Raw genomic sequence first — 13,475 nt, forward strand, 5'->3', positions numbered from 1 at the left:
AGTCGACAATGTTTAAGCATTTTTTTCAATTTCTTCAATCAAAATCAAAATTTCGGCAATCACCGCGTACAACTGCGGCGGGATGCGGTCGCCCAGATCCAGCTGCAGCAAGTTTTGCACGAGCAATGGGTCTTCTTGAATCGGGATGTGATGCTGTTTCGCCAGTTCAATGATTTTCTGCGCCACATGTCCGCTTCCTTGAGCGACGACAGTCGGCGACCGACCCGATGATTCATCATAGCGGATGACAGCTGCCATCGGGCCATTCATGTGTCTCTGCTTTTTTTGGTTGAAATAGTTCGCCATCATATCGTGAAATCGTACCCTCTTTCCGTAAACGATCCATACGGGCGAATGGATGGCGCCCGTTTTTCTTCTTCCTGCCGCTTCGTTTCATTCATCAGCCTTGTGATGTTGACCGCTTTGACGTGGTAGCCGATCTCCTCCAATCGCTCTTTCACCACATCGATGAACGGTCCGGCTTTCTCGGCAAAATCATCGCGGTCGTTGCGAAGGGTAATCAATAAGTTTCGCTCATTCGCCTGAAGCAAAATGCCGAGGTCTCCCAATTTTTTTGTCTCCAACAAGAAATAGAGCTGACAGTTTTCCCAATCGATTCGCTCGCCGTCTTGACGGGCGTTGACATAGACGTTGACGTTGCGCACCTCATGTTGCCATAACAGCGGCAGTGTGAAGAAAAAGCTTTGCCACCCCATCATGCCATCCCACTTGTTTAACAGCTGCTGGCCGGTCAAGTTCGTCAACGCTTGTTCCGCTTGCCGCGCAACCGATTCATTTCCGCTTTGCGCCAGCCGCAAAAGCACTTCCTTTATATTTGGCAGTGCCGACTCCTCTTCATTTCCTTTCAATACAAGCCGCTCGGCGGCCTCATACTCGTGCATCAAACCGAGACGGCGAATCGTGTCAAACACGTGCCGCGCTGATGGCCCATCGACTGGCGGCTGCATCACTTGATTCACTTGGTCAAGGAACACGTTGGACGAATCAGCCTTTGTGTTGTCTTGCATCCTCACAAAATGTTTCACCTTCGCCTCAGCCGGTTTGAACACGGTATGGGCTAACATGTCCTTCACTTCATTGACAATTTTTCGCGCTCCAACCGCATCGCCTTGGCGAAGCCGTTTTTTTGCCTCAGCGAGCTCGGAGCTGGCTTTCATCAACTGCTTTTCCGTCCCCATATCCGTAAACAGCATGATGTCGCTTTTTAAAATGGTGTTGTCTAATTGTTTGATCGCCATTTCCAACATCGAGACAGCCTGCAAGCGGGTGGCGGGGCTGTTGTGTTCCGTCAACTGCGCCACCGTCTCTAGCCGGCGCATCACATCACGCTTCACGGTCTTGAAATCAAGGCCAGCCTGCGCCATTTTTTTCGTGACCGTTTGCACAAGAAACTGTTTGGATTCGAGCGACAAGGCCGCTTGCCATGCCCCATCAAATAGGCTGTCGCCATCTAGCGGGCGGTCGGTTGGCGCGGACGGGATCGACGCCTCAATCTCACGCAGCGTTTTCAACACGGTCTGCCTTGCGGCGAGCTCCCGCCCTTTTTCCATCAGATTTCGCGCACTGACAAACGAATGAGCCCATGCTTGCTGCCAGTGAGGATGGACGCGAAACGCTTCCGCGACTTTCACCTCAACGGCATCCAACGCTTTCTCCAACAGGGGCTCTTGTTGCAGTAGCTTGATCGCCTGGCGAATGGCCTCACGCAGCTGTTTGGTCGGCTGGCTGTCGTTTGCCGAACCATCTGCCGTTTCGTTTAAGCTATTGGCCGAGGAGGCGGCGTACCGAACCCCATCTCCAAGCGCATCGATATCATCCGATAACTTTGCAGCAACGGGACGCTGTAAAGTCCCTTCCTGCCCTGACGCTGCTGTCGCTCCCGATGAAATCGACATGTCCTCAACGACCGTTATATGGAATGAAGATGACGCCTCATTGCCAATAGGGGACGGCGGCTGGACAACTGACGGCTGTTCATTAGCTGTGCTTACGCTCAACTCGATTTGGCCCAGTTGACGGACAAGGTGGGCTCTTGCTGCCGCTTGGTGGCCAGCTTGTTGCAACCACGCTGTCTCGTTGAACACCGTCTCTAGTTTTTGTCGGACATCTCTTGGCCACTCGCTGTGTTCAGCGAGCAGCTTTTGAACCTGGGACAGCGTATTCGACAAATTTGGAGTGCGAGCGGCTTCCGTTCGGATGTTTCGAATTTGCCGCACTAGCTCGGAAGACGGTTGAGAGACATCTATCGCGAACCGGGCATCCGCTTCCGACGCGCGAATTACTTGTTCCGCCTCCGCCAATGCTTCATTCAGCCGCGCCCGCGCTTCCCCCTCGCGCCCTTGCCGCTGCAGTTGAACCACTTCACGCATAGCGCGTTCCACTTGTTCCGCCACATCCCGGTCCACACTCGGCGCGCGCACGACTTCGCGGTGGACATCCTCCACTCCTTTTGACAAATTCCTTTCGCGTGCGATTTGCTCGCGCACTCGCTCGAGGAGATGGGCTGTTTCGTTGGATGGCGCCCTTCCCGTCCGCCACGCTTGGCGCTCGAACTGATCGGCCGCAACGGCCAAATGGTGCGGCGTTTCTTTCATCGCGCTTTGTTCTTCTCGCTGAGCCAGTGTAAAGGCTGGATCGAGTTTGTTGGCAATCTCCGCGAATTGCTCCCCTAACGGCTTCCCATGCAGCGCCTCATGGACAGCTGCAAGATGAACGTCTGTCAGTTCTAAATGCTTATTGATGACCGCGCGGACGGTATCGAGTTTTTGCTCTGCAGTGCCTGGGGCTTCGGTGAAAAACGTTCGCAAGGTGGAAACGATCTCTTTTGTGAGCGATTGTCCATGTTTTTGCAGCCAATCCCCGACCTGTCTCAGCTCAGACGATAACGGTTCCGAAGCAGAAAAATAAACCGGTTGTTTGTCCGTCTCTTGAGGAGGGCGGGGAACGATTCGCGCCACCGGGACGCCGTCTTGTTCCCCGACGATCTTGATGGCCACACGCCCTTCCTGCGGCCATTCCCCTTCCGTTCGCACCTGCACTTCGATCCCTTTGATCACGACAACGGCAGCGCCGCCTTGGCTTTCCTTGATGACCGCATCGTATGTTTCTCCTTTTTGCACTATCAGCGTTTGATTTGGCGACGTTATCGATTGTCTAGTCAAAACGTTGCGAATTTCCATCCCTGTTCACCTTCCGCTCAATTCAGTTGCTACTGTTTATATCGGCACATCCCCCAGAATGTTTACACCCTTCACGCCCGTACGAGCGTCAGCGCCCCGACTTCCGCCGCCCCCGCTTCAAGCAAGACGCGGGCGGCGTGGCGGATGGTGATGCCCGTTGTGTAAATGTCGTCGATCAGCACGATTCGTTTTCCGTCAAGAGGGGGATGATCGGCAAGGAAAAATGGGTTGTCGGTCTTCAGCCGTTCGCGGCGCGATTTTTTCGACTGCTTCTCGGAATGCCGACGGGCCAGCCAAAGGAAATACGGGGATGGAAGCAGGCGGGCGAGCGCTTCGGCTTGGTTGAAGCCGCGCTCATCGAGGCGCTCGCGGCTCAGCGGGATCGGAACGATGCACCAATCGCGGCCGAAATGGCGGAAAAACGCGTGGACAAACGGACGGCGGAACGCCTCGACAACGATATAGTCGCCGCGGAACTTCCATAAGGCGACGACGTCTTTCATCCAGTCGTTGTATAGATAGACGGATCGGTTTTTCACGAGCGCCCTCCCCCATTGTTCATCATCCTGCCATCGGAGGCAGTCGGGGCACACGGATGGCGCCGCCTCCTCAAGCGGGCGGCCGCACATCTCGCAAAGACGGCCGTCAATGAGTACAAACGCACCGCGGCAGCGCGGGCAAAGGACGTCTGGGTCTTCAAGAAGAATCAGCTGGCGCCAGCTCGTGATCGGATTGTACGGGGAATGACAAAGGAGGCAGTTCATGGGCGCAATAGCCCCCTTTTTCGCGCTTCTTCATTCATGCGAAGGATGTGGCGACGCGCCCGTACCATCTCGTTCGTTTTTCCGTGATGGAAAAAGCGGACGTCGCCATCCGGAAACGCCGCGTGGCGGCCGACGCGGCCCGCGATTTGCACGAGAGCGCTTTCCGTAAAGATGCGGTCTTCGGCGCCAAGGACGGCGACATCGATGTTCGGTACCGTCACGCCGCGCTCAAGAATCGTCGTCGTCACAAGCAGCGGAACGCGCCCGTCGCGAAACGCCTGCACATGATCGGCGCGATCCGGGGCTTCGGCGTGGACGCCGACGATGCGGGGATCGACCCGTTGCAACAGGCCGGCGACCGCCTCAAGCTCATCGATATGAGGAACGAACAAAAACGCCTGCTTTCTCTGTTCCAAACGATGGCGAACCCACGCAAGGACGTTTTCGGGCAAGCGGCCGCGCTCGAGCCGCTTGCGCCAATTGCCGCACCATTCAAGCACGGGGACGGGGAGCGGATGGCCGTGATAGCGGGCGGGGATGACGGCGGCGTTCCGTTTGCCACGCGCAATGTCACGCTGCCAAGCGCGGGAGGGAGTGGCGGTTAAATAAATGAGGCTCGATTGTTCTTTTCGTGCCTGACTAACGGCATATTCGAGCATCGGTTCAACCGAGTACGGAAATGCATCGACTTCATCGATGATCATGACATCAAACGCGCGGTACGCGCGCAACAGTTGGTGGGTAGTGGAAAGAACGAGCGGGGCGATTCGCCCGCGCTCCTCGCTTCCTCCGTACCAAACCGCGAGCGGAACGCGAGGAAACGCCTGGCGAAAGCGGGGGGCGAGCTCGCGGACGACGTCCACTCTTGGCGTGGCGAGGCCAACGCGCCAACCTTCCTCCAAGGCGGCAGCGATGGCGGGAAACAACATCTCGGTTTTCCCTGCCCCGCATACGGCCCAAACGAGCAGCTCGCTTCGGTCCAGCACCGCCTGGCGGACTGCCTGGGCAGCCTCCGCCTGAGCGGCGGACAGTTCCCCGTCCCAGGAAAGCGGCGCTTCGTGCGGCTCGGACGGAAGCGGCATCGTCACGTGCACAAGGCGGGTGCAGGAGCTGATGCGCCCCATCACGAGACACTTGCGGCAATACGCGCAATCCGATCCACAGCGGGCGCATGGAAACGAGGCGAACAGATGGCGATCATCATTTCCGCAACGGCCGCAGCGCCAGCCGCGCGCTGTTTTGATGAGCCCGGGCTGTTCGCATAGCGAACCGGTCTGGATGGCGGCAGCGACTTCTCCATCAGGAAACGGCAGCTGCTCTCGGGGTAGGCGCTGGCCATTGAGCCAGACGACAAGCGGCGAAGCAGCGGTTGATGGGGGGATGTACAATGAGCATCACTCCTTTTGTCATTCAGGAAAAGCATGTCTCTGAGATCCTAACAGAGCGGGTGACGCGGCAAAAACGCCTTGGAAAACACCCTCTCCCCAAGTTGAGAGGCTTGAAACGCATAAAGGGACAGAAAGAGCGATCTCACGGCATTCTTTAGAAGGCTGGTAATAAAAAACAGACGCCATGCACAAAACGGCAACATTCGATCAGAAAAGAAAGTGGAGATGAAAAGGCCTTTCCAAATGGAATCAGGATGTGGTTTGACCGTCTTTTTCACGACATATCGGCCTTCGAAAGAAATGGATGCGGCAAAACCTGATGCCAGCGAAGATTCACAGGAGAGTCATGGAGCCGATCGATAACGTGTTTCGACAACATTCCCAGGGAAATAGCGACAAGTTTTTCAGGAAAGGAAAACGGTTCGACAAGTTCGGCCAGCCCCGCATCTTCGGTCCGTTTCATAAAGCAGAGAGAAACCTACTGTACAACAAATTCGCCGCCGCGCAAGGCGGAGCGCACCGTTCCGCCTTGCGCTTGGCTGTAGAGCCTCGAGACGGCGCTTTGCGGCCTCGGCTTAAGGCTGATACCACGTCAACCCGAGCGCGCCTTCGCCGACGTGCGTGGCGATGACGGGGCCAAAATAGCTGATCGAAAATTCGACGTGCGGATAGCGGGCGGACAGCTCATCGCGCCAACGGCTCGCTTCATCGGGCTGGTTGGCATGGATGATAGCGGCTTTGAGCGGAACGCCTTTGTCCGCATCTTCGTCAAACAGCTCCTCGATGCGTTGCACCGCCTTTTTGCGCGTGCGGATTTTTTCAAACGGCACGATCACTTTGTTTTCAAAGCGAAGGAGCGGCTTGATTTGCAAGAGGCCGCCGATGAACGCCTGCGCGCCAGTGAGCCGTCCGCCGCGCTGCAGGTGGGACAAGTCGTCGACCATAAAGTAAGCGCGCAGCGTTTGTTTCATTTCATCCAAGCGAGCGATGATATCCTCAGGGGACCTCCCCGCCTGCGCCATTTCCGCCGCTTCGATCGCATAAAACCCTTGCGCCATGCAGCTGATTTCCGAATCGTAGGCGTAAACGCGCAGGCCATCCACCATCGTCCCTGCCGTGACCGCCCCTTGGTACGTGCCGCTGATGCCGCTTGAGAGGTGGATGCTGATGGCAGCGTCGTACCCTTCCTCACGAATGGCAGTGAACAAGTCGACAAATTCGCCGACTGAGGGCTGCGATGTCGTCGGCAGCTTCGGGTGCTGCTTGATTTTGGCGAAAAATTCATCGGCCGTCATATCGATCTCTTCGCGATATGTTTCGTCCCCAAAAATGACGCTGAGCGGAATCATCCGGATGCCGAGCCGCTCGCGCACGTCTTTTGGCAAATAAGCCGTGCTATCGGTGACAATCGCAATTTTCACGGGCGCCATTCCTTCCTGATTCAGCCTTTTCTGCCATTATACCAAAAAGACTGGCTGTCCACCACCGCTCAATGCATGAGGAGGCAAAGAACGCGGGCAAGCCGTGAAGCGGAAAATCGTTGATCCTCATGCAACGCTTTGCCCAAGCTGCTCCTTCGCCGCCAAACGGCGCATCGATGCCACAGGAAGCCACTTCGATCGTCAATGCACCGCTGCAAAGACTGGCCAGAGCCCCCATTCCGTTCAGCGCACCTCGACCCAGCCGTTTTTGATCGCGACCACAACGGCTTGCGTCCGGTCATTGACGTTTAATTTTTGCAAGATGCTACTGACGTGGTTTTTCACCGTTTTTTCGCTAATGTACAGCGCTTCGCCGATGGCGCGGTTGCTTTTGCCGTCGGCCAACAGCTGCAGCACTTCGCACTCGCGCCGCGTCAGCAAATGAAGCGGGCGGCGCACCTCCTGCTTAACCACTGCGCCGCCTTTTTCTGTCGTCAAGCGGCGGTATTCGCGAATCAAGTTGTGCGTCACTTTCGGATGCAAGTACGAACCGCCTTCGGCGACGATTCTCACCGCCTCAATGAGTGTATCGGCGTCCATCTCCTTCAGCAAATACCCCGTCGCTCCCGTCTGCAAGGCGCGCATGACATAGTGTTCATCGTCATGAATCGACAGCACGACGACTTTCGTATCAGGGTAAGCTTCAATCAGCTGTTTCGTCGCCTCAACGCCGTTGATGTCCGGCATGTTAATGTCCATCAGCACCAAATCGGGGCGGTATGTTTCGACGATCGAAAGCGCTTCGCTTCCGTCGCTTCCTTCCGCCACGACTTCAAAATCGCCCTCAAATTCCAAAATGCGCTTGATGCCCTCGCGAAACAGCTGGTGATCGTCGATAATCGCGATGCGTGTTTTCATCGTTTCCTTTCCTCCTTGTTCGTTTTGTCAGTCGAACGGTCGAGCGGAACGCGAATGAACACGGTCGTTCCGCTGCCAATCTTTGAGCGGATGTCGAGCGTGCCGCCGAGCAGCTCCACCCGCTCCCGCATTCCAATCAAGCCGAACGCATTTTCTTTTTTGACCGATGGATCAAATCCTTTGCCATCGTCTTTGACACTGACAAGCAGATGGTGGCACGTCACTTCCATTTTGACGTCGATATGGCGCGCTTCGGCATGCTTCAAGGCGTTTTGCACCGATTCTTGGACAAGCCGAAACACGGCCGCCTCCATCCGCGACGGCAGCCGAATTTCTTCGCCGATATGTACAAAGGAAATATGGACTCCGTTATTATATTCTTCGGTCGTTTGCAAATATTTTTTTAGCGTCGGAACCAATCCTAAATCATCAAGCGCCATCGGCCGCAAATCGTAAATGATGCGGCGCACTTCGGACAAAGCCGAACGCACCATTTTGCGAAAATCACGAATCTCGGCGATCGCCGCCTCTGTCCCTCGCTCTTTGATCACCTTTTCGACCAAATCAGACCGAAGAAGGACGTGAGCGAGCAGCTGCGCCGGGCCGTCATGGATTTCCCGCGACAGCCGCCGCCGCTCTTCTTCCTGGGCTTCGATGATTTTCAGCCCAAATTCCTGCTTTTGCTTCGCTCCTTCAATAAGCTCGCCGACCTGGCGGAAATCGCTGTTTAAGTAGTGGAGCACGACCGTAATTTGTCCAACTAAATAATCGGCGCGTTCGATAATTTGCGCAAGGCTCGCCAATCTCCGCTCGAGTTCATCACGGCGCAGCCGCAGTTGTTTCTCCCTCTCGCGCACCATCGTCAGCTTCATATGCAGCTCATGCGCCGCTTCATACGCCTCGCGAATATCTTGCTCCGAGTGGGTGGAAAAGTTTTGACTCACTTCCGACAGGCGGCGGCGCGCCTGACGCGCCTTCATTTCCAGCTGATCCGCTTCTTCGATCGCCTGCACGGTCAGCCGCTTCACCTCCTCGAGTTCGCGAAGCAAATGGTCGTGCTCTTGACGCGACTGCTCCCCGATGCGGAAAATTTCGTCTTTGCTGTGTTGAACGGTGTCGATCATTTTTTCGACAATCCGATCTAATTGCTTCACGTCCCACTGTTTTGCCTCAGCCATTTGCCAACCTCCAACAGCGCTGCCAAGCGGTGCGCATGGGCGCCAGCAAAATTTGTTTGAAGGAAAAAAGTTGTCGATTTATAATAATAAAAGCATGCCCTATCTATTGCTCTTTTATTTTCAGTTTACCATAATGAGAGTAGAGCGCTAGCCATTCATGCAAAAAAATGAACAAAATTAAACCGTTTTCGCGTTTTTTGTATGTTGAGGTGTTTTGCTTTGTTGCAAACATATTACACGGTCAAAGGATACGGCGAACGCGAGATCGTGATCGAAAAATCACGGTTCATCTGCTATATCAATCGCGCCGAAACCGAGGAAGAGGCCGTCGCCTTTATTCAACAAATCAAGAAGAAGCATTGGGACGCCACCCACAACTGCTCCGCCTATTTGATCGGCGAGCATGACCAAATCCAAAAAGCGAACGATGACGGCGAGCCGAGCGGCACCGCAGGGGTGCCCATGCTTGAGGTGCTGAAGAAAAAAGGGGTGAAAGACACCGTCGCCGTTGTCACCCGCTACTTTGGCGGCATCAAGCTCGGCGCGGGCGGGTTGGTGCGCGCTTACAGCCGCGCTGTCTCCGAGGGGCTGAACGCCGCCGGCATCGTCGAGCGTCGGCTCATGCGCGTCATGCGTGTCACGATCGACTACCCGTGGCTTGGGAAAGTGGAAAATGAGCTACGCTCTTCCGTATATACTATTAAAAATATCCAATATGCCGACCGCGTTGCGTTTGACGTTCTCGTTCCCGAGGACGGCCAGTCTTCGTTCGGCGAGTGGATGACCGAACTGACAAACGGAAGGGCGGACATTCAGGCGGGAGCAATGGAGTATGCCGAGCGGCTGCTTCCGTCTTCCTAAAACGACACCGTAAAGGAAAGAAGGGTTAAACGATGAATCATACAAGAAAAACGGTGAAAAAGCGAAAGAAAAAAAAGCGGCTCCGCCGATTCTTTTTGCTCGTGTTTCTTCTGTTGCTCGGGGGTGTCGGCGCCTTTGGCTACAATATTTACTCCGAGGCGAAACAGGCGTCAAGCAAAATTTATCAAGCGCTTGATCCATCAAGCAAGCCGGCAAGAAACATTGAGATGCGCAAAGACCCATTTACCGTTCTGTTAGTCGGAGTGGAAAACCAGTACCACGACGAGGAGGGGCGGTCTGATGTCGTCATGTTGTTGACCGTCAATCCGAAGACGAACAAAGTGTATTTGTTGAGCATTCCCCGCGATACGCGCGTTTACATCCCGAGCGAAGGGCGGAAAGACAAAATCACCCATTCTTACAGTCATGGCGGCATTCAATCGACCATTGCAGCCGTCAATGAGCTGATCAATGTTCCGATCGACTATTACGTGACGACGGATTTTGAAGGGTTCGAAAAAATTGTCGATTCCCTAGGCGGCGTCACGGTGGATGTTCCGTTCACATTCAAAGCTCAGCTGACAGGTTCGCTCAAATGGCATACGTTCCATAAAGGCAAACAAGAGTTGAATGGCAATGAAGCGCTCGCCTATGTGCGCATGAGAAAATCGGACCCCCGCGGCGATTTTGGCCGAAACGAGCGGCAAAAGCAAGTCATTCGCGCCATTATTGACAAAAGCACGTCCATCACCTCGCTGCCGAAGCTGGATGACGTCATCGCCGATTTAGGGGATCACGTGCGGACGAACATCCCTCCGTCCGAGTTGTTGTCATTCATCTACGTCTATCAAAAAATGAAAAACGCGGATGTAGAAAATTTGCATTTGAAAGGATACGACGAAACGATCAACGGCGTGTACTACTACATCCCGGACGAGCAATCGGTCAGCTCAATCAATGAAACGCTGCGGCAAGCGCTCGAGACGTCCAACGCCTCCCTCACGCGCAGCGATTCACCATCCACACAAAGCCAAAATTAACGATCACAAAGAAGGTGCTCCCAAACGCAATGGGGCGCCTTTTTCCATTTACAGCGTATCATGCCGCAATGATGATGAAAGAGCACAACCTTTCATGTCCTCTGCTTTTTTCTCTCTTTTTCAACAAAACTTTTCATTTTTTCTCATAATAGGACTGAATTCGGGTTGGATAAAACGGCAAAATTCGCTATGATAGTATAGAAAACACAAACTTGAGAAAAAGGGGGGATCGAATCCTTGAAAAAAACGCTTCTTTCCGTCTTGTTGGCGACTTGCCCGCTATGGCCGTCAGCCGCCTTGGCCGCCGATGGAAGTCCGTCCTCATCCTCACCGACACTCATGGTCGCGGAGCATAACGCTTTGCTGAGGAGAGGAGCGACGGATTCCTATCAAATCGTCGAATCCATTTCCGCTGGCCAACAAGTAAAGGTCATCGACAAGTTCCAAAATGCTGCTGGCGAAACGTGGTATCGCATCGAATACAAGGGCATCACGGGCTGGGCGCGGGCAGACGACTTTTCTGAAGCGCATGTCTCTTCCGCCTTCCCTAACGTGATGTTCGCCAAGCAAGACTCGTTGCTGAAAAGAGGGGCAACCGATTCATATCGGGCCGTTGGTTCGATTCCCGCTGGCCAACAAGTGAACGTCATAGACGAGTTTCAAAACGCCTATGGTGAAACGTGGTACCGCATCGAGTACGGAGGCGTCACCGGCTGGGCGCGTGCGGACAGCTTTTCCAACCAACCACCTTCCATGCTCGTCGGAAAGCGTGCGGTCATCGCCGCCAACGACATCGCGATGCGCAAGGGGGCATCCCCTTACTATCCGGTCGTAAAAACACTGTCTAACGGCGATGTCGTCTCCATCATGGCCGAGTTCACCAATTCGCTCGGGGAACAGTATGTGCGTGTGGAGTGGGCGGGAGTCAAAGGATGGGTGAAAACGGAACAGATCTACATACCCAAACAGCTTCCGACACTTTTGCCGACATTCATGAACGTTGTGCAGTCCTCCCCGGTTCGCCGCGGGGCGAGCGTCCATTACCGCGCCGTCGCCACAGTGTCACGCGGTCAATCTGTCAAAGTGATCGATTTGTTCGTCACAAATGGTCAGGAACTTTGGTACCGCGTTGATCTCGGACATGTCCGGGGATGGGTGTCGGAAAAAGTGTTGACGATGTCATCAACCATTTCGGTTCCAAGCGGTGTCTCGGATACGTCCAGCATCTCAGGCCAGCCGCTGACGGTCAGCGTGTCGGTCGCCAATGTGCGGCAAGCTCCATCTTTAAAAGCAAAAGTCGTCACCCAACTGAAAAAAGGAACCAAACTGAACAGCCTGTCAAGCGCCAAAGATGCGTCGGGAGCGCTTTGGTACAAAGTGTCCCTCAATGGAAAAACGCTCGGCTGGGTGCACGAGACGGTCGTAACCAAATCCTACCTTTCCCCACCAGCCAGCCAGGGGAAGCAAAAGCAGGTGACAACCGCTAATGCGGCGCTGTTTGCCGAACCTTCGTTGAGCGCCGCCGTCATCGAGCGGATTGCGAAAAACCGAACGGTCACGGTTTTGAAGACGACAGAAGCATCTCCGTTCGACTGGGTGCAAGTCACCTCTGCATCGGGGAAAACGGGATGGATGCCGGCGTTTGAAGTCAACGCCCCATCCTACGTATACGTCAAACAGGCGGGCACTCCGCTGCGCCGAGGCGCCTCTTCAAACTATCAATCGTTGAAGACGCTGGCAGCGAATGAGCGGCTTGCTGTCCTTTACGAATATCATGGATGGCTGAATGTCGAAACATCCAATGGCGTCCGCGGATGGGTGGAAGAATCGAGCACCTCTACCGTCGCCTTAAATAGTCTCGTGGAACCGACGTTTTCGACCATCAACGACAATGCCTATTTGACGTGGAAAAAAACGTCTAATTTCCGCGTCTCCTATTCGTTGTTGCCTGGCAATCGCCTGAAAATCACCGGCTCGTTTTCCTACGCTGAAGTCCCGTCGACCGACATTCCAGGCATCCAAACGGTGGAGTGGACGGGCAGCAGCCTGCTCATCACCTTTGAACCGGGGTACACGTTCACCCTTCGCCATTACAGCGACCGATTGGCGCTGAAAATTCTCGAGACCGGACTCAAGGGCAAAAAAATCATTATTGACGCAGGGCACGGGGCGCACGACACCGGGGCGATCGGCCCTGGCGGCACGCGGGAAAAAGATATTACGCTGGACACCGCCTTATTGCTAAAAGAAGAATTGGAGCGGGCCGGAGCGATCGTGAAATTGACGCGAAGCACCGACATCTTTTTGGAGCTGTCGGAACGGACATGGATCGCCAACAGTTCCGACTACGACGCCTTTATCAGCATTCACGCCGACTCGTACTCGCGGACATCTCGCGGAACGACAACGTACTACAACGTATCGAGCAACTTCAACGGGCCAAAAAGCGAGCAGTTGGCCGCCATCGTGCAAAAACATCTTGTCCAACAGCTCGGAACATATGACCGCGGCCATAAAACGCAAGACTTTTACGTCAACCGGAAAAACGAGCTGCCGAGCATTCTTGTTGAGCTCGCCTTCATCTCCAATCCGAATGAAGAGGCGCTGCTCAAAACGAAAGCGTTCCGCCAAAAAGCAGCCGTCGGCATTCGCGAAGGACTGGAAGAATACTTCAGCCAATTCTAGTTTGTTCACATTCGGAGAAT

The 13,475-nt window shown here is 54.6% G+C and carries 11 protein-coding genes; 3 read left to right on the forward strand and 8 right to left on the reverse strand.

What is annotated here, in order from left to right; translation table 11 throughout:
• Positions 1-12: 12 nt before the first annotated feature.
• The 8 genes from GZ1_RS08980 to GZ1_RS09015 all read right to left on the reverse strand — a co-directional run bounded on the left by GZ1_RS08980 (position 13) and on the right by GZ1_RS09015 (position 8,869).
• A complete protein-coding gene (locus GZ1_RS08980; protein ID WP_021321672.1) occupies positions 13-309 on the reverse strand; it encodes an EscU/YscU/HrcU family type III secretion system export apparatus switch protein in 297 nt (98 codons plus the stop codon).
• Positions 306-3,200 (reverse strand): hypothetical protein, encoded by a 2,895-nt coding sequence (locus tag GZ1_RS08985; RefSeq protein WP_060788350.1) that lies wholly within the window; start codon positions 3,198-3,200, stop codon positions 306-308. Before GZ1_RS08985 ends, GZ1_RS08980 begins: the two co-directional genes overlap by 4 nt.
• Before the next feature lie 71 nt (positions 3,201-3,271).
• A complete protein-coding gene (locus tag GZ1_RS08990; protein WP_060788351.1) occupies positions 3,272-3,964 on the reverse strand; it encodes a ComFC family protein in 693 nt (230 codons plus the stop codon).
• The gene (locus tag GZ1_RS08995) at positions 3,961-5,352 is read right to left on the reverse strand and encodes an ATP-dependent helicase ComFA (RefSeq protein ID WP_060788352.1); all 1,392 of its coding nucleotides are present in this window, start codon (positions 5,350-5,352) and stop codon (positions 3,961-3,963) included. Before GZ1_RS08995 ends, GZ1_RS08990 begins: the two co-directional genes overlap by 4 nt.
• A gap of 274 nt (positions 5,353-5,626) precedes the next feature.
• Positions 5,627-5,815, reverse strand: a complete 189-nt coding sequence (locus GZ1_RS18915; protein ID WP_060788353.1) for a hypothetical protein — start codon at positions 5,813-5,815, stop codon at positions 5,627-5,629.
• A gap of 112 nt (positions 5,816-5,927) precedes the next feature.
• Positions 5,928-6,773: a DegV family protein gene (gene fakB / locus GZ1_RS09005; protein ID WP_060788354.1), complete on the reverse strand. Its 846-nt coding sequence runs from the start codon at positions 6,771-6,773 to the stop codon at positions 5,928-5,930.
• Positions 6,774-7,016: 243 nt separating this feature from the next.
• A complete protein-coding gene (locus tag GZ1_RS09010) occupies positions 7,017-7,691 on the reverse strand; it encodes a response regulator (RefSeq protein WP_011232620.1) in 675 nt (224 codons plus the stop codon).
• A complete protein-coding gene (locus GZ1_RS09015; RefSeq protein ID WP_060788355.1) occupies positions 7,688-8,869 on the reverse strand; it encodes a sensor histidine kinase in 1,182 nt (393 codons plus the stop codon). Before GZ1_RS09015 ends, GZ1_RS09010 begins: the two co-directional genes overlap by 4 nt.
• Before the next feature lie 219 nt (positions 8,870-9,088).
• Here GZ1_RS09015 and GZ1_RS09020 point away from each other — a divergent pair, with 219 nt between their 5' ends.
• From GZ1_RS09020 to GZ1_RS09030, 3 genes are all read left to right on the forward strand, one after another.
• Positions 9,089-9,730 carry a YigZ family protein gene (locus GZ1_RS09020; RefSeq protein ID WP_060788356.1) on the forward strand — a complete coding sequence of 214 codons (642 nt, stop codon included), beginning with the start codon at positions 9,089-9,091 and terminating at the stop codon, positions 9,728-9,730.
• 32 nt (positions 9,731-9,762) lie between these two features.
• Positions 9,763-10,770, forward strand: coding sequence for an LCP family protein (locus tag GZ1_RS09025; protein ID WP_015375865.1), 1,008 nt, complete (start codon positions 9,763-9,765; stop codon positions 10,768-10,770).
• Between the two features lie 237 nt (positions 10,771-11,007).
• Positions 11,008-13,455 (forward strand): SH3 domain-containing protein, encoded by a 2,448-nt coding sequence (locus GZ1_RS09030; protein WP_013146447.1) that lies wholly within the window; start codon positions 11,008-11,010, stop codon positions 13,453-13,455.
• The last annotated feature ends 20 nt before the right edge of the window (positions 13,456-13,475 follow it).

This window comes from Geobacillus zalihae NBRC 101842 (assembly GCF_001544135.1).
GTDB lineage: Bacteria > Bacillota > Bacilli > Bacillales > Anoxybacillaceae > Geobacillus > Geobacillus zalihae.

Excerpts from the sequence above, each read along its gene's own strand:
- GZ1_RS08980 (WP_021321672.1), bottom strand. The coding sequence starts at position 309 with ATGATGGCGAACTATTTCAACCAAAAAAAGCAGAGACACATGAATGGC.
- GZ1_RS08985 (WP_060788350.1), bottom strand. The coding sequence starts at position 3,200 with ATGGAAATTCGCAACGTTTTGACTAGACAATCGATAACGTCGCCAAAT.
- GZ1_RS08990 (WP_060788351.1), bottom strand. The coding sequence starts at position 3,964 with ATGAACTGCCTCCTTTGTCATTCCCCGTACAATCCGATCACGAGCTGG.
- GZ1_RS18915 (WP_060788353.1), bottom strand. The coding sequence starts at position 5,815 with ATGAAACGGACCGAAGATGCGGGGCTGGCCGAACTTGTCGAACCGTTT.
- GZ1_RS09010 (WP_011232620.1), bottom strand. The coding sequence starts at position 7,691 with ATGAAAACACGCATCGCGATTATCGACGATCACCAGCTGTTTCGCGAG.
- GZ1_RS09015 (WP_060788355.1), bottom strand. The coding sequence starts at position 8,869 with ATGGCTGAGGCAAAACAGTGGGACGTGAAGCAATTAGATCGGATTGTC.
- GZ1_RS09025 (WP_015375865.1), top strand. The coding sequence starts at position 9,763 with ATGAATCATACAAGAAAAACGGTGAAAAAGCGAAAGAAAAAAAAGCGG.